This is a genomic window from Kitasatospora sp. NPDC059160 (assembly GCF_042755465.1).
GTDB lineage: Bacteria > Actinomycetota > Actinomycetes > Streptomycetales > Streptomycetaceae > Kitasatospora.
The window spans coordinates 24,814-46,874 of sequence record NZ_JBHZCN010000039.1 but is presented as its reverse complement, the minus strand read 5'-3'; the positions used below and the strand labels follow the sequence as shown (position 1 = coordinate 46,874).

The window sequence follows — 22,061 nt, the reverse complement described above, 5'->3', positions numbered from 1 at the left end:
ATCGGACCCGGGGGTCGTCGGGTCAGACGGTGAGCAGGGTGGGGCTGGCGGCCTTGTCGGTGGGCAGGAAGTCGTCCGGGACGGGGTACTGGCCGAGCACGTAGTTCAGGACGGCCGCGTGCATGGCCTCGACCGGCGCGATGCTGGCCGCGGTGGCGATACCGGCGGGGCTGGTGACGTTGTAGGTCGCGAAGAGGTAGGTCTGGGCGGCCTGGTCCTCCAGGTCGAGGGCGAGCTTGGCGACGTCGCCGACGGAGGCGGCCTTGCCGAGCGCGGCCAGGGTCTCCGGCTGGTTGGACAGCGGCACGTCGGTGATCGCGGGCAGGCCGGCGCCGGTGAGGACGGCGTTCCAGGCCTTGGCGTGGTCGGCGTGCTGGGCCATAGCGGTGGTGACGAAGGTCGCCACCGCCGGGGGGACGGTGCCGAGCTTGCCGGCCTTGGCGGCGTCCAGGGTGGCCTGGTAGGCGCCGACGGCCTGGTTCTCCAGGGCGGTGGCCAGCGCGACGACCTGGAGGTCCCCGGTGTACCTCCCGGACGCCGACGCCGAGCCGGGCATCGTGCCGGCCGGGCTGGACGGCGCCGGGTCCTTGACGTCCTTGCCGCTGGAGCAGGCGGCCAGTGTCAGGGCCGCGGCCACTCCGCCCGCGCCGAGCAGGAAGCGGCGCCGGGCCAGCTCGGCCTGGCCGGTGGCGCGGATCTGCTCGGCCAGCTCTCGTGCGCTCTCCCGCATGACCGGGAGGGTGGCGCGGTGGGCCTCGTCCATGTCCCGGGTCAGGCGGGCGAGTTCGGCCTCGCCGATGGCGGGCTCCCAGGTGCGGTCGGTGCTCACTTCACGGCCCCTTCGGTGATCGGGGAGGCGTTGTCGGTCTTGTAGAAGGCGTCGGGGAAGCCCACGCTGCCCGCGGCCGCGGGCAGCTTCGCCGGGTCGACCGGGATGGTGATCAGATCGGCGGCGTTGCCCGCGAGCAGCGCCTGCACGGCCAGCAGAACGGCACGGTGCTGGGCCTCGACCGGGGCGACCGAGGCGAACAGCTTGCGCAGGTCGGCGTTGCTCACCTGGCCGACGTTCTTGGTGTACGTCTGGGCGGCGACGTCCTCCAGCGTGATGGCGAGCTTCACCACGTCGGCCGGGGTCTTGATGGTGGGCAGCGTCTGGTCGACGACGGCCTTGTACTTCGGGTCCGGGCCGTCCTGTGCCTGCCCGCCGGCGGTGGTCGCGGCGGCGTTGAAGGCCTTGGCGTGGGCCTGGTGCTGCTCGGTGGTCTTGGCGATGAACGCGGCGACCGTCTTGTTGCCGTCCTTGATGAACGGAAGCCCGGCGGCGGTCTGGTAGACGCTGACCGCCAGGTTCTCCAGGGACGCGGCGGTCTGCAGCGCCCTGATGTCGTCGGCGGAGACGGAGGCGGACGCGGAGGCCGACGGCGACGGCGAGGCCGCCGCGGCGCGCACGGTGCTCAGCAGTCCGACCCCGCCGGCCAGGGCGCCGAGGGTCGCCCCGCGCTGCCACCACCGGCGCGGGGGCTCGGCACCCTCCGCGAGATCGGTCAGCGCTCCGCGGGTGATCCGCAACGCGTCGCTGTTCAAGTCCTGTGACTGCTCGGTGAGTTCTTCCAGCAGCCGGGTGTCGATGTGCTCGCTGGCCATCATGTCCCGTCTCGGCCCGGCGGTCGGCCGGATGCCGGACCGCTCTGCCCTGACGTTCGGCACGCTCGCCCACCTGGCTTGGTCCGGGCCCCCGAACGGCCCCCGAATTCACCCCTGGGGGTGAACTGCGGGGGCGAAGGGTGACCGCGGCGGCCGTCCGGCGGGTCGGCCGGGTCGGGCGGAGCCGCCCCGGCCGACGCGCGGTCAGGCGCCGTCGAGGATGCCGGCGATCTTGTCGGCCATCGCGGCCTGGGCCGGGTTGGCGCCGGGGCGGGCGTGCTGGGCGGCCCGCATCGCGACGGTCAGGGTGGCGCGGAAGTTGCCGGTCTCCTCGGGGGCCTTGGCGTCCAGCAGCGCCAGGGAGCGGCGGATGGCGTCGAAGACCCGGTCGGCGATGTCGGCGGTGGAGCTGCCGTCGAGCTTGAGGCCCTTGGGCTTCTCGGCGAGGACGCGCCCGGTGAGGCCGGTGGCGGAGCTGAGGGCCTTGCCGGCGGCCATGCCGGCCTTGGCGGAGGAGATCGCGCCGGGGTCGGAGGCGGCCATCAGGACGACGACGCCGTGGGCGGCGGTCTGGAGGGTGAGCCGGTCGTCGGCGGTCAGGACGGCGGTGGTCTCGGACATGGTGGGTTTCCTTCTCTCCGGGTTCGGTGTGGAGCAGGGGCTGTGAGCGGTCGAGCGGTCAGTGGGCGGCGGGCAGGAGGTCGCCGGCCTCCTCCTCGTCGGCGGGCTCGTGGCGGGCCAGCCGGCTGGCGGGCAGGAACAGGCCCGCGAGGGCGGCGAGGAGGTAGCCGGCGACGCAGACCAGGGCGCCGGCCAGCAGGGCGGTGCGCAGGACGGTGGGGTCGTAGCCGTCGTGGGTGCGGCCGAAGAAGACCACGCCGGTGACGGCGACGCCGAGGGCCGCGCCGAACTGCTGGAAGGTGCTGTAGACGCCGGAGGCGGCCCCGGCCTCGCGGACGTCGACGGTCGCCAGGGCGAGGTCGACCAGCGGCACGACGAGGAGGCCGAGGCCCAGGCCCGCCAGGGCGAGCGGCCACAGCAGGTCCCAGCCGGACAGGCCCGCGCCGTGGGAGTCGACGACCTGGCGCACCCAGGCGGCGCCGCCGGCCTGCATCAGGGCGCCCAGGACGACGAGCGGCTTGCCGGCCTTCCGGGCGAGCGGCACCGAGACGCCCGAGCCGAGGAAGGCGCCCGCGGTGAACGGCAGCAGCGTCAGCCCGGAGGCCATGGCGGAGAAGTGCAGGCCGAGCTGGAGGTAGAGGGCGAGGATCAGGAAGAACCCGGCCATGGCGCCGGAGAAGCACAGCTGGACGAGGCTGCCGGCGGCGAAGCCCCGCCGGCCGAACAGGTGCATCGGCGCCAGCGGCGAGCCGTCCCGGCGCATCCGGCGCCGCTGGTTCACCACGAACCCGCCCAGCACGACCGGGGCGGCGGCCAGCATGGCCAGGATCCAGCCGGGCCAGCCCGACTCCCGGCCCTCGACCAGCGGGAAGACCAGCAGGAACAGGCCGGTGGAGGCGAGCAGCAGGCCGGGGACGTCCAGGCGCAGCGGGTGGGCCGAGCGGGTGTCGGGCACCAGGAGCCGGGCGGCGACGAGCAGGGCGACGCCGACGGGGATGTTGATGACGAAGATGCTGCGCCAGCCGATGCCGAAGGCGTCGGCGGAGACGAGCCAGCCGCCGAGCAGGGGGCCGGCGACGGCGGCCATCCCGGAGACGGCGCCGATGATGCCGAGGATCGCGGCGCGTTCCCTGGGCCGGTAGAGGGCCTGCACGGAGGCGAGGACCTGGGGGACCATGAGGGCGGCGAAGGCGCCCTGGACGCCCCGGGCCGCCACCAGCGCGTCGCCGCTCTGCGCGAGTGCGGCGGCGAGCGAGGCGGCGGTGAAGCCGGCGACCCCGGCGAGGAACACCGTCCGGCGGCCGATGATGTCGCCGAGCCGTCCGCCGGTGATCAGGACGATCGCGAACGCCAGGGTGTAGCCGCCGACGACCCATTCCAGGTGGCCGGGGGTGGCGTGGACGTCCTTCTGGATGGCGGGCAGGCCGACGTTGACGATGGTGGTGTCGAGCAGGTCCATGAAGGACGCGACGATCAGGACGAGCATCGCGAGGCCGCGGCGGCGGTGGACGGGCGGGGTCTCCGGGGAGGCGGCGGCGGGTGCCTGGGCTCCTCCGGGCATGGGGGTGCGCTGCTTGGACATGGCCTTCTTCGTTCGGTTTCGGAGGGGTGGGGGCGGGCCCCGGCCGTGGCCGCACCGCCCAAGATGTTTCGTTCGGACGAAAGAAGCATAGCAAGTAGTTCGGTTCGGCGAAACAAGTAGTTCGGCGAAGCGAAGCAGCTTGCTAATCTGAGCGCATGACGACCACCGACCAGCCCTCGCGCGGCGAGCTCATCGCCCGGCTCAACACGGCCGGGCGGGAGCTGAGCACCGCCGCGGTCATGTTCCACAGCGCGCTCGCGCAGCTGCACGGACTGAGCAGCACCGAGGAGAAGGCCATCGACCTGCTCCAACGGTTCGGCCCGCTCACCGCGCGCGAACTGGGCGAGCACTCCGGGCTCGCCCCGGCCTCGGTCACCGGGCTGGTCGACCGGCTCCAGCGCAAGGGCTTCGCCCGGCGGATCCCCAACCCCGCCGACAAGCGCAGCGTGCTCATCGAGGCCCCGGAGGCCCCCGCCGAGGCCCTCGCACCGCACTTCGAGCACTTCATGAGCGGCCTGGAGGAGCTGTACGCGCGCTACAGCGACACCGAACTCGCCACCATCGCGGGCTTCCTCACCGCCGGCGCCGCCGTCCAGCGCGAGGCGACCGCACAGCTGACCGCCGAGCTGCCGGGCACCCGGCCGGGCGGCGGCGAGCCCGCCCTCACCCAGAGCCAGAAGCTGACCGTCCAGACCGCCGCCCACGGCGTCGTCGCCCTGATGGCCGCCGCCGACCCCGGGGCGTTCTCCTCCGCCCGGGCCGGGATGGCCGCCGGGAAGGCCCTCAGCTCCGCCACCGGTCTGACCGGACGCGTCCTGGCCGAGAAGCCCAAGGGCTTGAAGCTCGGCGGGAAGTCGACCGCCGACATCGCCGACCAGGTCTTCCCCGCCCTCGCCGCCTCGGCCGCGCTGCTCGGGGACGCCGACCCGGGCGAGGCCGAGAACTTCCGCTCCGTCATCCGGGTCGCGGTGGAGGCCGCGCTGCGGATCCGCACCCCCGCGAGCCCGGCCATGACCGCCATGGCCGCCCGGATCGGCGAGGCGCTCGACCGCGCCTGACGCCCCCGGCGTGCACGCCCCGCCCGGGCGGGGCGTGCACGCGTGCGGGGTCGTACGCCTCGCTATACACACCATGTATAGCCGGTGTGTATAGTCGATGATCATGGCACTCGGACAGATGCTCCTCGGACTGCTGGAAGACCAGCCCCGCCACGGATACGACATCAAACGGCTCTACGACGACCACTTCGGGCGCGACCGCGCCCTGCACTACGGGCAGGTCTACGCCACCCTCTCCCGGCTGTTGAAGAACGGCCTGGTCGTCGTGGAGGGCGTCGAGGCCGGCGGCGGCCCGGACCGCAAGCGGTACGCGATCACCGACGCGGGCGTCACCGACCTCGCCGGCTGGCTCGCCCAACCGGAGGACCCCCAGCCGTACCTGCAGAGCACGCTGTACCAGAAGGTCGTACTCGCCATCCTGACCGGCCGCTCGGCGACCGACGTGCTGGACGTCCAGCGGGCCGAACACCTGCGGACGATGCGCGAACTGACCCGCCGCAAGCTCGACGGCGACCTCACCGACGAACTGATCTGCGACCACGCCCTGTTCCACCTGGAGGCCGACCTGCGCTGGCTGGAGCTGACCGCCGCCCGGCTCGACGACCTCACCACCCGCCTGACGGAGAAGCCGCGTTGACCACCGACCAACCCCTGCTCCAGGCCCGGGACCTGCACAAGTCCTTCGGCCTCACCCCGGCCCTCGACGGCGCCTCCCTCACCGTCGCCGCCGGCGAACTCGTCGCCGTGATGGGCCCCTCCGGCTCGGGGAAGTCCACCCTGCTGCACTGCCTGGCCGGCATCACCCGCCCCGACCGAGGCACCATCAGCTACCAGGGGCAGGACCTCACCGCCCACTCCGACGCCCGGCTGAGCGCGCTGCGGCGCACCGAGTTCGGCTTCCTGTTCCAGTTCGGCCAACTCGTCCCGGAACTCACCTGCCTGGAGAACGTCGCGCTGCCGCTGCGCCTCAACGGCCTGCGCCGCAGGGCCGCCGAGGCCCGGGCCGCCGATTGGCTGGAGCGGCTGGAGGTCGCGGACCTCGCCGCCAAGCGCCCCGGCGAGGTCTCCGGCGGCCAGGGCCAGCGGGTGGGCGCCGCCCGCGCGCTGATCACCGGCCCCAAGGCGGTGTTCGCCGACGAGCCGACCGGCGCCCTCGACTCCCTCAACGGCGAACGCGTCATGAAGCTGCTGACCCGCGCCGCCCGGGAGACCGCCGCGGCCGTCGTGCTGGTCACCCACGACGTGCGGGTCGCCGCCTACGCCGACCGGGAGATCGTCGTCCGGGACGGCCGCACCCTCGACCTGACCCCCGCCCGGTGAGCGCCGCCGACGGGCCGAAGGTCCGCTCGCCGTTCCTGGACCAGCTGGGCCTGGGCGTCCGACTGGCCGTCACCAGCGGGCGGGACGGCTGGGGCCGGCTGCTGCTGACCGCCCTGGGCGTCGGGCTGGGCGTGGCCATGCTGCTGTTCACCGCCTCCTTCCCCGGCATCGTGCACCACCGTGACCAGCGGCTGTACACCCAGAACGACACCTTCGACGACGAGGCGCTGCCGGCCCCCGGGGACCGGACGGTCCTGATCGCGGTCGCCGACACCACCTTCCACGGCACGCCCGTACGCGGCCGGATCGTCCAGCCCGAGGGGCCGCACGCGGCGCTCCCGCCGGGCGTGGCCGGCTACCCCCGGCCCGGCGAGATGGTCGTCTCCCCCGCGCTGGCCGAGCTGCTCGCGGACCCCGCCAACCGGCTGCTGCGCGAGCGCCTCCCCCACCCGGTGGTCGGCAGCATCGGAGCGGCCGGACTGCTCGGGCCCGGCCAGGCCGCGTACGTGCTCGGCGGCGACCACCTCTCGGTCGACACCGGCGCCCTGCGGATCACCGAGTTCGGCCACTTCTCGCCGCCCAAGCCCATGGATCCCAAGCTGATCCTGCTCAACGCCGTCGGTCTGACGGTGATGCTGGCCCCGGTCGGCGTCTTCCTCGCCGCCGCCGCGCGCTTCGGCGGCGAACGGCGCGACCGCCGGCTCGCCGCCCTGCGGCTCGGCGGAGCGGACCGCCGGATGACCGCGCGGCTCGCCGCCGGGGAGTCCCTGGTGGGCGCGCTGCTCGGCCTGGTCGCGGGCGTGGCGCTGTTCCTGCTCGCCCGTCAGCTGATCGGCCGGATCCGCTTGGCCGGGTTCAGCTTCTACCCCGAGGACGTCGCGCCCCAGCCCGCGATCGCCGCCGCGATCGCCGTGGTCGTGCCGCTGCTGGGCATCGGCGTCACCCTGCTGGCCATGCGCCGGGCCACCGTCGACCCGCTCGGCGTGGTCCGCCGCTCCGGCCCCGCCCGGCGCCGGATCGGCTGGCGGCTGATGCTGCCGCTCGCCGGGCTGGCCGTGACGGTGTTCGCCCTGGTCCTGCCCGCGGGGAGCAGGCCGGGCGCCCTCCCGCGCAATGCCGTCCTCGACCCGGTGGGCGACACCCGGGGCTCGATCCTCGTGGCCTTCGGCGTGCTGCTGATGCTGGTCGGTGTCTGCACCCTGCTGCCCTGGCTGGTGGAGGCCGTCACCCGGCGGGCCGGCGGCGGCCCGCTGTCCTGGCAACTCGCCGTCCGCCGTCTCCAGTTGGGCTCCGGACCGGCCGCCGCGGCGGTCAGCGGCATCGTGGTGGCCGTCGCCGGGGCGATCGCCCTGCAGACCCTCTTCCTCGGCATCGGCGCACGCTACGAGTCCTGGTCGCGGCCTCAGGTCACCGCCGGGGCGTACCAGCAGTCGGTGGCCTTCCCCGGCGGTGCGCCCCGGGCGCAGCAGCTCGCCGAGCGCCTGACCCGCAGCCCCGGTGTGAAGGCCGCCGCGGCGTACACCGAGTTCTCCCTGGAGAGCGCGACCGCCAAGTCCTGGGAGCTGCCCGAGGTCCGGATCGCGCCCTGCGCGGTGCTGCGCGAACTCGCCACCCTGCCGGACTGCCGGGACGGGGACTCCTTCGCCGTCCAGGGCCCGGAGCGGCCGGGCGGCGAACCGGTCCTGCCCGGCACCCTCGTCCACGCCGCCTACTTCCGCGGCTCTGGCGAACCGGCCGCCTTCCCGCTGCCCGCCGCGACCGCCACCGTCCCGGCCGTCGAGGGCGCGGACCCCAACGGGCGGATCGGCGCCGGCCTGCTGCTCCTCACCCCGGCCGCCGTCCCCGCCGACGCCCTGCGCGGGCAGCCCGCGACCGTCCTGGTGTCGCTCGCGGACGGGCTGCCGGACGCCGAGGAGCAGCTGACCACCGCCGTGATGGCGATCGACCCGCAGGCCCGCGCCGAGTTCCCGCTCGACCGGACGCTCGACCCCACCTACCTGGCGGTCAAGCGGCTGCTGACAGCCGGTTCGGCGATCACCCTGCTGCTGGTCTCCCTCAGCCTGCTGGTCGGCCAGCTGGAACGCTTCCGGGAGCAGCGCCGCGTCCTCGGCGTGCTGAACGCGGTCGGCACCCGCCGGCGCGTCCTGGGGCTGTCGGTGCTGTGGCAGACGCTGATCCCGATGGCCCTGGGCCTGGCGCTGGCGGCCGTCGCGGGCCTGCTGATGGGGGCGCTGCTGCAGTACTCGGCCGGCGTCTCGGCGGCCGTGGACTGGGGCGCGATGCTGACCATGTCCGCGATCGCGGCCGCCGCGGTGCTGCTCACCACCGTCCTGGGGCTGCCGCAGCTGCTGCGCCTGATGGACCCCGGCGCCCTGCGGCACGAGTAGCCGCCCCGCTGCCGTTGCCCGTGCCACGGCTCCTCCCCGCCCTGGGGAGGAGCCGCTCGGCGTTCCCCGGCGTCGGCGCCGGCGATCAGTCGGAGCCGTAGGCGCCGGCCAGCGCGGAGGCGCCGGTGGTGAGGAAGTCCCGGATGCCCAGCAGGTAGGCCTCGCGGTCGACGAAGCCGTCCCGGTCCGCGTCGAGGACGTCGAAGGCCGCGTCGACGTCCTGCTCCGCATTGCCCGAGGCGGTGCGCAGCCGGATGAACTCCTTGCGGTCCAGGCGGCCGTCGCCGTCCGCGTCGGCGAGGTCGAACAGGGAGCCGAGCGCGGGCCGGCAGGTCTCCTCGAAGGCGTCGTGGCCGGCCCAGGAGCTGTACGCCTCGAAGGTGACCCCCTGGTCCCGGCCGGCGGACAGCTGCCGGAAGACCTCCTCGTGGGTGTCCCGCGCGACGAGGACCAGCGGGTCGTGGCGGTCGCGCCCGGCGGCCGCGGCGGCCCGCTCGACCCGGGCCAGGTACTCGGAGTGGGAGATGACGCCGTCGCCGTCGGTGTCGAGCATGGAGAAGATGCGGCGCTTCGCGGTGTCGGACACGGTGGCCCCTTTCGTTCGCTTTTCGTTCGCTGCACGTGATCGGAATCGGACGGAACGTTAGCGCCGTTCACCCCTTCGGGTCCGGAGGACATGCCCGGGTCGGCCTCCACCCGCTCCACCCGGGGGTGGGGGGGCAGCTCCACCCGCGCGCCTATGACACGGCGTCAGGCCGCCCGCCAGGCTGGGGCCGTGTCACGTCGCGGCCCCGGCCGGGGGTCGCGGGTGCGGAGTCGGAGGTGCGCGTGCACAGGGTGAAGAGGTGGGCGGCGACGGCCGCGGCCACGCTGCTGGCGTTGGCGCCGGCCGGATCGGCGGGGGCCCGGGAGGCCCTGGCGGCCGACGGCCGGCAGGGGCACGGGTGTCGCGCCGTGACCTCGCTGGGCCGGGTGGAGGGGGTGGCGCAGGAGGGCCGCTGCGCCTTCCTCGGGGTTCCGTACGCGGCGGCGCCCACCGGGGCGAACCGGTTCCGGCCGCCGCGGCCGCAGGAGCCGTGGGGCGGCACGCTGCGGGCGGTGGAGGAGAGGCCGGGCTGCCCGGAGGACCTGGGCGCGGGCGGGGAGGGCGTCGAGGACTGCCTGCACCTGAACGTGTGGGCACCGCGCACCGGGGGCGGGCACAAGCCCGTCATGGTGTTCCTGCACGGCGGCGCGTTCCAACTGGACTCCGCCGAGGAGCCGGTGTTCGACGGCGGCCGGATGGCGGTGCGCGGCGACGCGGTGGTGGTGAACCTGGACTACCGGCTCGGCATCCTGGGCTGGACGGAACTCGGCGGCCTCGACCCGGCCTACGCGGGCTCGGGCAACAACGGCCTGCGGGACGAACTGGCCGCCCTGGAGTGGGTGCACCGGCACATCGCGGCCTTCGGCGGGAACCCCGCGGACGTCACCGTGTTCGGGCAGTCCGCGGGCGCCGTCTCGATCAGCGCGATGCTGGCGGGCGACCACCCGGAGCGGCTGTTCCGGCGGGCCGTCGTGCAGAGCGGCCCGGGCTACCTGGTGCACACCGCCGGCTCCGCGCGGCGCGCCGCCGAGCACGTGTTCACGACCGGCGGCATCCACGCGGTGGCGGACCTCGACCGGCTGACCACCCGCGAGGTCCTGGAACTCCAGCAACGCGCCCAGGGCGGCCTGTCCGGGCCGTCCGCGGCCGTCTTCTTCGGCCCCTGGATCGACGGCTCGCTGATCCCCGGCCCGGTGGTCGAGCGGGTCGCCGCCGGCAGTGCCCGCCACGTCGAGGTGATGGCCGGCACCACCGAGAACGAGACCGACTTCTGGGCGCTGTTCAACCCGTCCGTGCTGGACCTGCCGCTGAGCAGCTACCGGACCTTCCCCGCCGTTCTCGCCGACCGCAAGCAGCGGATGTACGACCGGTACGCGGCGAACCGCCCGGGGCTGCCCGAGGGCCGGGTGGTCAACGCGATGCTCACCGACCAGACGGAGCGGATCCCCACCCTGCGCCTCGCCGAGGCGCAGTCCCGCTGGCGGCCCACCTACGTCTACCAGTTCGACTGGCACGTGCCGTACGTCCCCGGGCTGCCGGCCGCCCAGAACCTGGGGGCCGCGCACACCCTGGAACTGCCCTTCGTCTTCGGCGGCCTGCAGCTCGACCGGTTCCCGCGCGGCGCGCAGACCGTGGCCGAGCAGCGGCCCGCGCTCACCCGGCTGTCCGACCGGATGATGACGGCCTGGACGGACTTCGCCCACGGCGACGGGCCGGGCTGGCCGTGCTACACCCCCGACTCCCGCGCCACCCGGATCTGGGACCTCGAACCGAGCGTCCGGTACGCGCCCCACGACGACGAGCGCGCGCTGTGGGACGGCTACGACTTCCCCGACCTGGACTTCTGACCTCACCGACTCTGCCGTGACAGCAGGAAGTCGATCACCGGCGGGCGCCGCTCCACCGGCGCCCGCCGACAACTGAGGTGAATCGCCGAGGAATTACCCATGCACATGGGCTGTTCCGGGACCCCGCTCCGTGCCTACACTGCCGCTGCCCGGCGACCACTTCTCGGCCGCGGGCGACACCGCAGCGCGCGACCCGTACGGCCGCGCGCCCGCACGGAGGAGGAACCGACCATGGTCAAGCACTACCTCAAGTACGCCTACAGCACCCTCACCGCCGCGATGTTCCTGCACATGGCCTGATCCGGCCGACCCCGGCCAGGGCCGGGTGGCGTACCGTCCGACCCTGGCCCGGGGAGCCCGCTTGTTCGCGACCGCCATCAGTCAACTGCGCTACGGCGCAGCGATTCTGACGAACCGCCGGATCCGTCCCGGCGACCTGGAACGCCTCGCCCGCGACCTGGTCGACACCATCGCCGAGTTCGGCGAGCCCGGCGAGGACTCGGCACTGCTGCCCGGCCGGGCCGGGCACGTCGACCCCCAGCTGCGCCGCGAGGTGGCCCGGCGCAGCCTGCGCGCCACCGCCCGCGCCGCCGTCCGGCACACCGCCTACTACCGCCGGCGGTTCGCCGAACTCGACCTCGATCCGGCGACCTTGGAGCCCGAGGACTGGTCGCGCGTGCCGGTCACCCCCAAGCAGGCGCTGAAAGCGCTGCCCGCCGCCTTCGTCTCCGCCGCCGCCTCGCCCGCCCTGATGGCGCTCACCACCGGCACCAGCGGCACCCCCACCGCGGTGTGGTTCTCCCGGGCCGAGATCGAGACCGCCATCGCGTTCAGCACCATCTCCGCCGTGCTCGGCCTCGGCCTGCGGCCGCGCCACACCATCGCCTACGCGGGCTGCTCGCGCGCCACCCTGCCGCTGGTCTACGCCGAGGAGTCGACCACCCGGGCCGGCGCCGGCTTCGTCCAGTTCGGCACCGTCGACCCGGCGTTGGCGCTGGACCGCCTGGCCGCCCCGCTCGGCCTGCCCGGCCGGGCGCCGCAGATCACCCATCTGACCACCTCCGCCTCCTACCTGGCCGCACTCGTCCAGGAGGCCGAGCAACAGAAGTGGCAGCACGGCGACTTCGGGCTGGAGTCGATCAGCGTCGGCGGCGAGGTGCTGTCCGCACCGCTGCGCCGCCGGGCCGAGGCGGTGTTCGGCGCGGCCGTGGCCTCGGCGTACCTGATGACCGAGATCCTGCCCTCGGGCGCGAGCCCCTGCACCGAGGGGCATCTGCACCACACCACCGAGTTCGGGCACCTGGAGGTGCTGGACCCGGTCAGCGGGGAACCGACCGCCCCGGGCGGGATCGGCACCGTGGTGCACACCCCGTACGTGCCCTACCGCGAGTGCACCCTGCTGCTGCGGTACGCCACCGGGGACCTGGTCCGCCTCCCGGACGGGCCGCCGGACTGCGAACTCGCCCACCTGCCGGCCACCTCCGGGATCCTCGGCCGCTGGTCCGGCCCGCTGAGCACCGCCGTCACCACCCGCGAGGTGCTCGACCTGGTGGAGGCCGAGCCCGAAGTCCCGCTGCCCGCCCGGTACGCGCTCACCGAGGGGCCCGCGGGGCCGACCGGCCCGGCCCGGCTGCACCTGCTGGTCCCCCGGCTGCCCGCGACCGCCCTGCTCGGGCGGCTGGAGGAGCGGGCGGCGGCGGCCGGCCTGCGGCTGTCCGCCGTCGTGCTGCACGAGGACCGGGCCACCATGCCGCCGACCGCGCCCGTCCGCGCCGACCTGCGCGAGCACAGCTTCGAGGCACCGGGCGCCATTGCCCCGGCGCCACCGACCCCAGGAGGCGTTGGATGAGCGTCAGCCCCCTCGCGCTCACCGCGCTGAGCGCCGCCGTCGCCGTCGAGATCGCCGTCGCGGCCCGCTACCTGGCCCGGGTCCGGATGCCCCGGCCGCCGGTCGGGGTGTACACCGGGGGCGACGTCGCCGTGCTGTGCACCGGCGTGGTCCTCGCGCCGCTGCTGTACACCGCGCTGCCCGGGGCGGCCGTCTCCGCCGTGTTCGGCCTGGTCCTGTGCCTGGCCGTGCAGTTCACCCTCGCCCCGCTGCTCACCACCGCCGGGCTGCGGGCCGCGCCGTGGTCCTGGGCCGCCGCCCTGGCCGGCACCGCCGCCACCGCGCTGGCCGCCCTCACCGGCCACCCGGACGCGGCCCGGGCGGGCAGCGGCCTGCTGATCGCCGTCGCGGTGGTCGGGGTCGCCAACCTGTGGACGCAGAGCGGCCTGCGGGCCGGGCACACCGCCGCGCTGGCCGCCGTACTCACCGCGTACGACCTGGCCGCCACCACGCTCACCGACACCACGGCCCGCTTCTTCACACAGGTCCAGGACCGGCCGTTCGCGCCGATGCTGGCCCTTACCGGCGGGGACCGGCCGGTCGGCCTCGGCCTCGGTGACCTGCTGCTGCTGGTCCTGTTCCCGCTGGTCGCGGCGAAGGCCTACGGCCGGGCGGCGGCCTGGTCCGCCGCGCTCACGGGCGTCCTGGTGACCAGCGCCGTCAGTGCCTGCTTCGCCCTCGGCGCGCTGTCCGGCGGCTTCCCGCTGCTGACCGCGCTCGGGCCGCTGATCGTCGCCCAGCACCTGTACTGGCGGCGGCGTTCGGGCGGTGAGCGCACCACCGCCCGCTGGCGCGAGGGGCGGCCCGGCCCGGCACCGGCGCCGTCCGGCACCGAACTCGCGGCCGCGCTGGCCGCGCCCGCACCCGAGGGCACCCCGCCCGGCAGCTGGCTGGCCCTCGGCGCCGGCCGGGTCCTGGGCACCGGCCCGACCCCGGGCCTGGCCCGGCGCGACGCCCGCCGCCAGGGGGCGGACGCCCCCACCACCGCCCGGATGCTCTGAGCACCCCGGCTGCGGCTTCAGTCGAGGGTCGCGTCCAGGAAGTCCCGCCAGGCGGCCTGCACCCGTGCCGCGTCGGCCTCGCCCCCACCGGCCAGCAGGTCCAGCAGCAGCCCGCGCAGCACGGCGAGCACCACGGTGGGGTTGGCCCGGGTGCCGTCGAGCACCCGGGCCAGCGGGGGGAGCCATTCCGCCAGCGAGGCGGTGCCGAAGTCCCGCCAGGGTTCGACCTGCCCGAAGGCCCGGACGTACCCCTCGAAGAACAGCCGCAGCGCGCCCCGGCGTCCGGGGTCAGCCAGCCAGGCCCAGAGCCGTTCGAGGGTCTCCCGGGCGCTGCCACCCTCCTCCTCCGAGCGTTCCAGCAGCGCCAGTTGCTCGGCCCGGCCGACCGCCAGCACCGCCCGCACCAGTTCCTCCTTCGAACCGAAGAGGTAGAGCAGCACGCGCGGGCTGGTGCCGATCCCGGCCGCGAGCGGGCGCAGCGAGAGGTCGGACACGTTGTGCTCGGCGACGTACCGGACGGTCGCGGCGAGCAGGTCCTCGCGGCGCACCGACGGGCGGCGCGGCGCGGGGTGGCTGGGTGCGGGGGCTGGGGTGGACACGTGGTCTATCGTTCCACTGAAACGAGTGTTTCAGTGGAAGGGGATGGAGCCATGGCCACCACCGCACCCGGAACCGTGACCGTCCGCGAGGCCGACCGGCCCGGGGACCTGGGCGCCGTCGCGGCGCTGCACGGCGTCCTGTACACCCGCGAGTACGGCATGGACGCCACCATGGAGGCCTACGTCGCCGCCGGCATGGCCGAGTTGGTGCTGGCCAGCGCCGTCGAGGGCTCCGCGGCACCCGGCCGCCTGTGGGTCGCCGAACTGGACGGCCGGGTCGTCGGAGCCGTCGGCCTGGTCCGCACCGAGGAGCGCCCCGGCTGGGGCCAGCTGCGCTGGGTGGTCCTCGACCCGGTCGCCCGCGGCCGCGGCCTGGGCCGCCGGCTGCTCGACCTCGCCCTGACCGAGGCCCGCGAGCGCGGCTACGAGGGCGTGCTGCTCTGGACGATCACCGGCCTCGACGCCGCCCACCACCTGTACGCGACCGCCGGGTTCGAACTGACCCTCTCCCGGCCGGCCCACAAGTTCGGCCTGGACACCGTGGAACAACGGATGGAACTCCGCCTCTGACCACCCGCCGCCGGCCTGCCCGCCGCCAGCCGGACCCGCGGACGCGGGCTGCTGGACAGCGGCCACGCGTTCGCCCGGCCCGAGGGAAACCCGATCCATCCGGTCCCGCACAGCTCGTCGATCGACGCCTACCTGTGCTCCAGGACCGGGCAGGTGATCGAGTCGCGTCAGGAGCCGTGGACGAGGCCTCCGGCCGTCCTCAGCCGTACCAACTCGCAACACGACCGGGTGAAGGGCACAGCCGATGGTGCCGACCTGCCGCGACACAGCTCGACGGACAATCCGGCGGCCGTCCACCTGCACTGGCGTGATCGAGTAGCAGCGCCGGCCGCGTCTGAGTACGCGTACTCAGGCGGGGACGGCTGCGGCTGTCGGAGCATGGGGCCTGCGTCCGGCGGTGGCTCCGAGGGTCCACGGGTCACTGCGGGCGGCCGAGTCCTTGTCCTCCTGCCAACCCCTGCCACGGAGTCCCTTTCATGCGTACCGACCTCCTGCTGCGCTCGGCCGTGCCCGCGACCGCGGCGCTCGCCCTCCTGCTGAGTGCCTGCGGGCCGGACCAGGGCGGCGCGGACGCCCCCGTCGCCGGGCCGTCGTCAGCCGCCTCGGCGGGAGGGACGGCCGGCACGGCCGCGCCGTCCGTCACATCCGAGGCCTCCGACCCCGCTCAGCCGGGTTCGAGCCCGAGCCAGAGCGCCGTCGCGGGCGGTCGCTTCGCGGGGGCCCCGGCGGTCGGGGCGAAGGCCCAGGGCACCTACCACGACGGCGACAAGGGCGACATCTCGCTCAGCATCGCCCCGACGAGCGTGGTCAAGGGCGACATCGGTGACCTGGCCAAGTTCCTCAAGCCGGAGGACATGACCGGGAAGACGCCGTACTACGTGAACGTCACCTACACCCACACCGGTGGCAACGGGATCTTCGAGCCCTACTTCAACCGGCAGCTGCGGGTGATGGTGAGCGACACGGCCCAGGCCCGCAAGGTCGACCTGCTCAGCAGCTTCCCGAAGTGCGAGAGCGACGTCCCGAAGGGCGGCAAGGACTTCGTCATGGGGCAGAGCGAGCACGAGTGCGCGATCTACCTGGCGCCGAGCGACAAGCCGCTGACGAACCTGCTGTGGATCGACAAGGACGGCAAGCCCCTCGCCTGGAAGGCGGGCTGACAGCAACGCGGGAGGCCGCGGCGCGCTCCGGCAGCGGATCGCCGCCGCCCGCGGCTGAACGGCCCGCGTGCGGGGGACGGTTCAACTCCGGGCTGCCGGGCGGCCGTTCTGGACGGATGCGCCTGGAACCGGGTGCCCGCTGGACGGTTGTCAGGTCTGGTGGGGCGGGCCGGCGGGAAGAGTACTGACAACCGGATACGGGCCCGGCCGCAACTCCCCCACGAGCGCGACCGAGCCCCGACCGGCGACCGGGCCTGGGCGTGACTCCCCCCACGGAGCAACGGCCGGGCCCGTCGACTGTTCATCCGGCGACACGCAGCGTACATGTCATCTCTACCCAGCGCTACCTCACGGTCGACCGGGGCGTCCCCACGCGGTTCCTTACCGAAGCGTGACACGGACGCCGGATCGGCCGTTCGCCGGGGCCGCGGGCGGTAGCGTCCCCGGTCATGAGGATTCTGGTCACCGGCGGCGCCGGGTTCATCGGTTCGGCCGTCGTACGGGCCCTCGCGGCGGCGGGCCACGAAGTCCGCGTCCTGGACGCGCTGCTGCCCGCCGTCCACCCCACCGGGGCGGTCCCCGCGCTGCCGGACGGCGTCGACTTCCGGCACGCGGACGTCCGGGACGCGGAGGCCGTCGAGGCCGCGCTGGCCGGGGTGGACGCGGTCTGCCACCAGGCCGCCATGGTCGGGCTCGGCCTGGACCTCGACGACGCGCCCGCCTACGCGGGCTGCAACGACCTGGGCACCGCCGTCCTGCTCGCCGCCATGGCCCGGGCGGAGGTGCGCAGTCTCGTCCTCGGCGGGTCGATGGTGGTCTACGGCGAGGGCCGCTACCGCTGCCCCGAGCACGGGGAGGTCGCCCCCGGCCCCCGGCACCCCGGCGAGCTGGACGCCGGACGCTTCGAGCCGCCCTGCCCCGAGTGCGGCGCCGGGCTGCGCCCCGGCCTGGTCGCCGAGGACGCCCCGGCCGACCCGCGCAACGTGTACGCCGCCACCAAGCTCGCCCAGGAGCACCTGTCCGGCGCCTGGGCCCGCGCCTGCGGGGGCCGGCTCCTGACGCTGCGCTACCACAACGTGTACGGGCCGGGGATGCCGCGCGACACCCCGTACGCGGGGGTGGCCTCGCTGTTCCGCTCGGCGCTGGCCCGGGGCGAGGCGCCGCGGGTGTTCGAGGACGGCGGGCAGCGCCGGGACTTCGTCCACGTCCGGGACGTCGCGGCGGCCAACCTGGCCGCGCTCACGGCGGTCGGCGACCGGGCCCCGGGCAGCGTGCGGGCGTACAACACGGGCAGCGGCGAGGTCCGGACGGTCGGCGAGATGGCCGGGGCCCTGGCCGCCGCCCACGGCGGGCCGGCGCCGGTGGTGACCGGGCAGTACCGGCTCGGGGACGTCCGGCACATCACCGCGGACTCCGCGCGGCTGCGCGCGGAGCTGGGCTGGCGGGCCCGGGTGGGCTTCGCCGACGGGATGGTGGAGTTCGCGGCGGCGGCGCAGCGGGCCTGAGCGGACCCGGTCGGCTCGGCCCCCGGAGGTGCTCAGCCCCGGGCGGCCGGCAGGACGATCTCGAAGCAGCAGCCCCCGGCGACGTTGCGGACCCGGGCCTGTCCGGCGTGGGCCTCCACGATGCCCCGGACGATGGCCAGCCCGAGTCCGGCGCCGCCCTCGCCCCGCTCCCGGGCGCCGCCCGGGCCGGCCGGCGGCGGGGTGCGGGCGGCGCTGCCGCGCCAGCCCGTCTCGAACACCCGGGGCAGGTCCGGCTCCGGGATGCCGCCGCAGCCGTCGGTGACGGCGAGCACCACCTCGTCCGCCTCCCGGCGGGCGGAGACCGCGACCACGCCGTCCTCGGGGGTCGAGCGGATCGCGTTGACCAGCAGGTTGCCCAGCACCCGGGTGATCTCCCCGGAGTCCACCTCGACGGGCTCGGCGGCGACCGGACCCCCCTCCAGGCGGACCCCGCGCTGCCGGGCCAGCGGGTGGGCCCCGGCGAGCGCCTCGTCGACGAGGTCGTACACGGACACCCGGGACACCGACAGGGCCAGCGCGCCCGCCTGGATCCGGGAGAGCTCGAAGAGGTCGTCGACCATCCCGGTGAGCCGTTCGACCTCGGTCCGCATCCGCCGCAGGTACTCCTCGGGGCGCTCGGCGACGCCGTCCTCCAGGGCCTCCGCCATGGCGCGCAGGCCCGCCAGCGGGGTGCGCAGGTCGTGCGAGATCCAGGCGATCAGCTCCCGCCGGGAGGTGTCCAGGGCCTGCGAACGCGCCCTGGACTCAGCCAGCCGGGCACTGGTGGCGGCCAACTCGGCTCCGAGCTGCGCCAGTTCCAGACCGAGTGGGCGCTCGGGCGCGGCGAACCCGCCCTCGCTGCCGACCGTCCGGGCGGCCGCGGTCAGCGCCCGGCTCCCGGCCACCACCTGGCGCCCGAGCAGCGCGGCGGTGGCCAGCGAGACCACCGCGGCCATCGCCAGCACCGTGATCACCACTCCGAGGTCGTGCCGGGACAGGAACATCGCCTGGGCCACCGCGAAGGTCCCGGAGGTGACCGCCAGCACCGTCACGGCGGCGACGCAGAACAGCGACAGCGCGAGCGAGCGGCGGCGCAGCAGCCGGACGGCCGCCCAGCCGAGCAGGCCCGCCCCGCCCGCGCCGAGTGCGGCGAACAGCGCGATCAGCAGCAGGTCCTTCACGCCGGGCCGCCCTTCCGGCCGGTCCCCGCGCCCTCGGCCGGTGCCGGGTCGTAGCGGTAGCCGACGCCCCAGACCGTGGCGACCAGCCTCGGCGCGGCCGGGTCGTCCTCGATCTTCTCGCGCACCCGGCGCACGTGGACGGTCACCGTGGAGAGGTCGCCGAAGTCCCAGCCCCACACCCGCTCCATCAGCTCCTGCCGGGAGAACACCGTGTGCGGGTGCCGGAGCAGGAACGCCAGCAGGTCGAACTCCCTTAGGGTCAGCGCCAGTTCACGTCCGCCCCGGTACGCCCGGCGGGCCTGCGGGTCTAGCGCGATGTCGCCCGAGACCAGCCGCCCACCGCCCGGCCCTTCCGCCGCGTCCGCCGCGTCCGCCGTGCCCGCCGAGCCCGCCGCGCCCGCCGCGCCCGCCCGGGAGCGGCGCAGCACCGACTGGACCCGCAGGACGAGTTCGCGCGGGCTGAACGGCTTGGTGACGTAGTCGTCCGCGCCGAGTTCGAGCCCGAGGATCCGGTCCGTCTCGTCGCCCTTGGCGGTGAGCAGCACGACCGGCAGTTCGGCGCCGTCCGGGTCGGTGCGCAGCCGGCGGAGGATCTCCAGGCCGTCGATGCCCGGCAGCATGAGGTCCAGGACCACCAGGTCCGGGCGGGGGGCGGTACGGGCCAGGGCGAGGCCCCGGGGGCCGTCGGCGGCGCGGTCGACGTGGTGGCCCGCGCGGGTCAGATAGCCGGCGACGACCTCGGCCACCGTGGGGTCGTCGTCGACCACCAGGATGCGGCCGGGCCGGGTCACCGGAGCGGTGGCGGCAGGCGCCGATGCGGTGGCGGCAGGCATCGGCCCGGCGGCGGGCGCCGGTGCGGCGGCGGTGGGGCTCTCGTTCACCTCGCCGAGGATACGAGCCGACGGCGGCCGACGGTGGCCACCCGGACGGCACGTCCGAGTTCCGTAAGATCCGCCGCGCGGCCGGGCGGCTCCCCGGCCGTCCCCCAGCCGCCCCCGGCCATCGCCCGGCCGTCCCCCGAACGGGGCGCACCGCCCGGACGTCGTACTTCCGTAAGGGCGCGGCTCGGCTCCGCCACCGCCCGGCGCGGTTAGCGTGACCGGCGTGACTCCTCCCCTCCCCCTCGCCCCGGTCGTCGACGTCGTACTGCCCTGTCTGGACGAGGCCGCCGCCCTGCCCTGGGTGCTCGGACGCATCCCGGCCGGCTGGCGGGCCGTCGTGGTGGACAACGGTTCGCGCGACGGCTCCGCCGAACTGGCCCGCTCGCTCGGCGCGACCGTGGTCGAGGAGCCCCGGCGCGGCTTCGGCGCCGCCTGCCACGCCGGGCTGCTCGCCGCCACCGCCGAACTGGTCTGCTTCCTGGACTGCGACGGCTCGCTCGACCCCGCCCAACTCCCCCGGGTCACCGGACCGGTGCTGGCCGGCACCGCCGACCTGGTCCTCGGGCGCCGCCGACCCGCCACCGCCGGCGCCTGGCCGGTGCACGCCCGGCTCGCCAACGCCGTGCTGGCCCGGCGGCTGCGGGCCCGCACCGGCGCCCCGCTGCACGACCTCGGCCCGATGCGGGCCGCCCGGCGCGAACGGCTGCTGGCCCTCGGGCTCGGCGACCGGCGCTCCGGCTACCCGCTGGAGATGGTGCTCGCGGCCTCGGCCGCCGGGCTGCGGATCGCCGAGACCCCGGTCGACTACCTGCCGCGCGCGGGCCGCTCGAAGGTGACCGGCACCCTGCGCGGCACCCGGCAGGCCGTCCGCGACATGCGTGCGGTGCTGGCGGCGCCGCCGCCGACCCTGCTGGTGATCGCCAAGGCGCCGGTGCCCGGCCGGGTGAAGACCCGGCTCACCCCACCGTGCACCCCCGCGCAGGCCGCGGCGCTCGCCGAGGCCGCCCTGACCGACACCCTGCACGCCCTGTCCGCGATGCCCGCCGGGCGGCGGCTGCTGGTCCTGGACGGCGAGCCGGGCGGCTGGCTGCCGCCGGGCTGGGAGGTCGTCCCCCAGTGCGCCGGCGGCCTGGACCGCCGGCTGGCCGCCGCCTTCGCCCACGCCGCCCGGCTGGCCCCGGACGCCCCGGCCCTGCTGGTCGGCATGGACACCCCGCAGCTGGACCCGGCCGCACTGGCCGAGCCGCTGTCCGCCGCCCGGCGGCCGGGCCTGGACGCCTGGTACGGCCCGGCGGCCGACGGCGGGTTCTGGGCCCTGGGCCTGGCCCGGCCGAGCGAGCGGCTGGCGGCCCGGCTGCTGCACGGCGTGCCGATGTCCACCCCCGGCACCGGCGCGGCCCTGCTGCACCGCCTGGCGCAGGCGGGACTGACCGTCCACCGGCTGCCCGGGCTGACCGACGTGGACACCGTCGAGGACGCCCGGCTGGTCGCCGACCAGGCCCCGCACAGCCGCTTCGCCGCCCGGCTGCGCGCCCTCGACCCCGTTCCGGAGGTGGCGGGTTGAGCCTCGCCGCGCCGTGGGTGGACGACCCCTTCGCCGAGGCCGTCCGCACCGGCTTCGGCCCGCTCTGGCTGCGCCGCGAGGACGGCCGGCGGCTGCACCTGGACATCGAGCGCTGGTGCGCCCCGGCGGCCGGCGCCGACCACAGCCTGCTGCGGCGCTGCGCCCGGCTCGCAGCGCCCGTCCTGGACCTCGGCTGCGGCCCCGGCCGCCTGGTCGCGGAGCTGCTCGCCCTCGGGGTGCCCGCGCTCGGCGTGGACGTGACCAGGGCGGCGGTGGCCCGCACGGTGGGCCTCGGCGGCGCCGCGCTCTGCCGCTCGGTGTTCGACCGGCTGCCCGCCGAGGGCCGCTGGGGCGCCGCCCTGCTCGCCGACGGCAATCTGGGCATCGGCGGCGACCCGGACGCACTGCTCCGCCGGAGCGCCGAACTCCTCGCCCCGGACGGGCTGTTGCTGGTGGAGGTGGAACCGGAGGAGGTGGACGAGCGGGCCGTCGTCCGGGTGGAGGGACCGGACGGGCGGCTCGGCCCGGCCTTCCCCTGGGCCCGGCTCGGCACGGCCGCCGCCCTGCGGCGTTCCCGCGCCGCGGGCCTGGCGGAGGCGGAGCGCTGGACCTCGCACGGCCGCCGCTTCCTCGCCCTGCGCAAGGGCTGAGCCGCCCCCGGAGCCCC

Annotated in this window: 21 protein-coding genes and 1 pseudogene; 14 read left to right on the top strand and 8 right to left on the bottom strand. The window is 75.6% G+C overall.

The genetic code is table 11. The features are described 5' to 3' along the window. Positions 1 to 22: 22 nt before the first annotated feature. From ACFXOZ_RS18760 to ACFXOZ_RS18745, 4 genes are all read right to left on the bottom strand, one after another. Positions 23 to 829: a ferritin-like domain-containing protein gene (locus ACFXOZ_RS18760; RefSeq protein ID WP_380591514.1), complete on the bottom strand. Its 807-nt coding sequence runs from the start codon at positions 827 to 829 to the stop codon at positions 23 to 25. Next, positions 826 to 1,707 (bottom strand): ferritin-like domain-containing protein, encoded by an 882-nt coding sequence (locus ACFXOZ_RS18755; protein ID WP_380591512.1) that lies wholly within the window; start codon positions 1,705 to 1,707, stop codon positions 826 to 828. Before ACFXOZ_RS18755 ends, ACFXOZ_RS18760 begins: the two co-directional genes overlap by 4 nt. A 141-nt stretch (positions 1,708 to 1,848) precedes the next feature. Then, positions 1,849 to 2,265, bottom strand: a complete 417-nt coding sequence (locus ACFXOZ_RS18750; protein WP_380591510.1) for a hypothetical protein — start codon at positions 2,263 to 2,265, stop codon at positions 1,849 to 1,851. Between the two features lie 58 nt (positions 2,266 to 2,323). Beyond that, on the bottom strand, positions 2,324 to 3,847 hold the full coding sequence (locus ACFXOZ_RS18745; RefSeq protein WP_380591508.1) for an MFS transporter: 1,524 nt from the start codon (positions 3,845 to 3,847) through the stop codon (positions 2,324 to 2,326). A gap of 155 nt (positions 3,848 to 4,002) precedes the next feature. Here ACFXOZ_RS18745 and ACFXOZ_RS18740 point away from each other — a divergent pair, with 155 nt between their 5' ends. The 4 genes from ACFXOZ_RS18740 to ACFXOZ_RS18725 all read left to right on the top strand — a co-directional run bounded on the left by ACFXOZ_RS18740 (position 4,003) and on the right by ACFXOZ_RS18725 (position 8,612). Further along, on the top strand, positions 4,003 to 4,905 hold the full coding sequence (locus ACFXOZ_RS18740; RefSeq protein WP_380525663.1) for a MarR family winged helix-turn-helix transcriptional regulator: 903 nt from the start codon (positions 4,003 to 4,005) through the stop codon (positions 4,903 to 4,905). A gap of 103 nt (positions 4,906 to 5,008) precedes the next feature. After that, positions 5,009 to 5,542 (top strand): PadR family transcriptional regulator, encoded by a 534-nt coding sequence (locus tag ACFXOZ_RS18735; protein WP_380400278.1) that lies wholly within the window; start codon positions 5,009 to 5,011, stop codon positions 5,540 to 5,542. Next, positions 5,539 to 6,225, top strand: coding sequence for an ABC transporter ATP-binding protein (locus tag ACFXOZ_RS18730; protein WP_380591506.1), 687 nt, complete (start codon positions 5,539 to 5,541; stop codon positions 6,223 to 6,225). The genes ACFXOZ_RS18735 and ACFXOZ_RS18730 overlap by 4 nt, the downstream gene beginning before the upstream one ends. Continuing rightward, positions 6,222 to 8,612 carry an FtsX-like permease family protein gene (locus ACFXOZ_RS18725; RefSeq protein ID WP_380591505.1) on the top strand — a complete coding sequence of 797 codons (2,391 nt, stop codon included), beginning with the start codon at positions 6,222 to 6,224 and terminating at the stop codon, positions 8,610 to 8,612. The genes ACFXOZ_RS18730 and ACFXOZ_RS18725 overlap by 4 nt, the downstream gene beginning before the upstream one ends. Before the next feature lie 85 nt (positions 8,613 to 8,697). Here ACFXOZ_RS18725 and ACFXOZ_RS18720 read toward each other — a convergent pair whose 3' ends face one another. Beyond that, positions 8,698 to 9,198 (bottom strand): EF-hand domain-containing protein, encoded by a 501-nt coding sequence (locus ACFXOZ_RS18720; RefSeq protein WP_380523003.1) that lies wholly within the window; start codon positions 9,196 to 9,198, stop codon positions 8,698 to 8,700. Positions 9,199 to 9,434: 236 nt separating this feature from the next. On the opposite strand from ACFXOZ_RS18720, the gene ACFXOZ_RS18715 reads away from it, so the two are divergent. The 4 genes from ACFXOZ_RS18715 (at position 9,435) to ACFXOZ_RS18700 (ending at position 13,934) form a co-directional block, all read left to right on the top strand. Next, positions 9,435 to 11,045 (top strand): carboxylesterase/lipase family protein, encoded by a 1,611-nt coding sequence (locus tag ACFXOZ_RS18715; protein ID WP_380591503.1) that lies wholly within the window; start codon positions 9,435 to 9,437, stop codon positions 11,043 to 11,045. A 99-nt stretch (positions 11,046 to 11,144) separates the two neighbouring features. Further along, complete coding sequence (locus ACFXOZ_RS18710; protein ID WP_380523000.1) at positions 11,145 to 11,345, top strand: hypothetical protein; 201 nt, start codon at positions 11,145 to 11,147, stop codon at positions 11,343 to 11,345. Between the two features lie 61 nt (positions 11,346 to 11,406). Then, positions 11,407 to 12,894: a phenylacetate--CoA ligase family protein gene (locus tag ACFXOZ_RS18705; protein WP_380591501.1), complete on the top strand. Its 1,488-nt coding sequence runs from the start codon at positions 11,407 to 11,409 to the stop codon at positions 12,892 to 12,894. Continuing rightward, entirely contained in the window at positions 12,891 to 13,934 is a 1,044-nt protein-coding gene (locus tag ACFXOZ_RS18700; protein WP_380591500.1) for a hypothetical protein, read from the top strand. Before ACFXOZ_RS18705 ends, ACFXOZ_RS18700 begins: the two co-directional genes overlap by 4 nt. Positions 13,935 to 13,951: 17 nt before the next feature. Here the strand turns inward: ACFXOZ_RS18700 and ACFXOZ_RS18695 are convergent, their stop codons facing one another. Next, entirely contained in the window at positions 13,952 to 14,533 is a 582-nt protein-coding gene (locus ACFXOZ_RS18695) for a TetR/AcrR family transcriptional regulator (RefSeq protein WP_380591499.1), read from the bottom strand. Positions 14,534 to 14,584: 51 nt separating this feature from the next. On the opposite strand from ACFXOZ_RS18695, the gene ACFXOZ_RS18690 reads away from it, so the two are divergent. The 3 genes from ACFXOZ_RS18690 (at position 14,585) to ACFXOZ_RS18680 (ending at position 17,768) form a co-directional block, all read left to right on the top strand. Next, complete coding sequence (locus ACFXOZ_RS18690; RefSeq protein ID WP_380591498.1) at positions 14,585 to 15,103, top strand: GNAT family N-acetyltransferase; 519 nt, start codon at positions 14,585 to 14,587, stop codon at positions 15,101 to 15,103. Positions 15,104 to 15,579: 476 nt separating this feature from the next. After that, a complete protein-coding gene (locus tag ACFXOZ_RS18685; RefSeq protein ID WP_380591496.1) occupies positions 15,580 to 16,263 on the top strand; it encodes a hypothetical protein in 684 nt (227 codons plus the stop codon). Positions 16,264 to 16,712: 449 nt separating this feature from the next. Further along, positions 16,713 to 17,768, top strand: coding sequence for an NAD-dependent epimerase/dehydratase family protein (locus ACFXOZ_RS18680; protein WP_380591494.1), 1,056 nt, complete (start codon positions 16,713 to 16,715; stop codon positions 17,766 to 17,768). Between the two features lie 32 nt (positions 17,769 to 17,800). Here ACFXOZ_RS18680 and ACFXOZ_RS18675 read toward each other — a convergent pair whose 3' ends face one another. Then, a complete protein-coding gene (locus ACFXOZ_RS18675) occupies positions 17,801 to 18,949 on the bottom strand; it encodes a sensor histidine kinase (protein ID WP_380522990.1) in 1,149 nt (382 codons plus the stop codon). Beyond that, positions 18,946 to 19,782, bottom strand: coding sequence for a response regulator transcription factor (locus tag ACFXOZ_RS18670; RefSeq protein ID WP_380591543.1), 837 nt, complete (start codon positions 19,780 to 19,782; stop codon positions 18,946 to 18,948). Before ACFXOZ_RS18670 ends, ACFXOZ_RS18675 begins: the two co-directional genes overlap by 4 nt. 271 nt (positions 19,783 to 20,053) lie before the next feature. Here ACFXOZ_RS18670 and ACFXOZ_RS18665 point away from each other — a divergent pair. The 3 genes and pseudogenes from ACFXOZ_RS18665 to ACFXOZ_RS18655 form a co-directional block, all read left to right on the top strand. Beyond that, positions 20,054 to 20,758 (top strand): annotated as a pseudogene (locus ACFXOZ_RS18665) (glycosyltransferase family 2 protein); the annotation flags it as partial. A gap of 108 nt (positions 20,759 to 20,866) precedes the next feature. Then, positions 20,867 to 21,394 (top strand): DUF2064 domain-containing protein, encoded by a 528-nt coding sequence (locus ACFXOZ_RS18660; protein WP_380400378.1) that lies wholly within the window; start codon positions 20,867 to 20,869, stop codon positions 21,392 to 21,394. Next, positions 21,391 to 22,044, top strand: coding sequence for a methyltransferase domain-containing protein (locus tag ACFXOZ_RS18655; protein WP_380400304.1), 654 nt, complete (start codon positions 21,391 to 21,393; stop codon positions 22,042 to 22,044). Before ACFXOZ_RS18660 ends, ACFXOZ_RS18655 begins: the two co-directional genes overlap by 4 nt. The last annotated feature ends 17 nt before the right edge of the window (positions 22,045 to 22,061 follow it).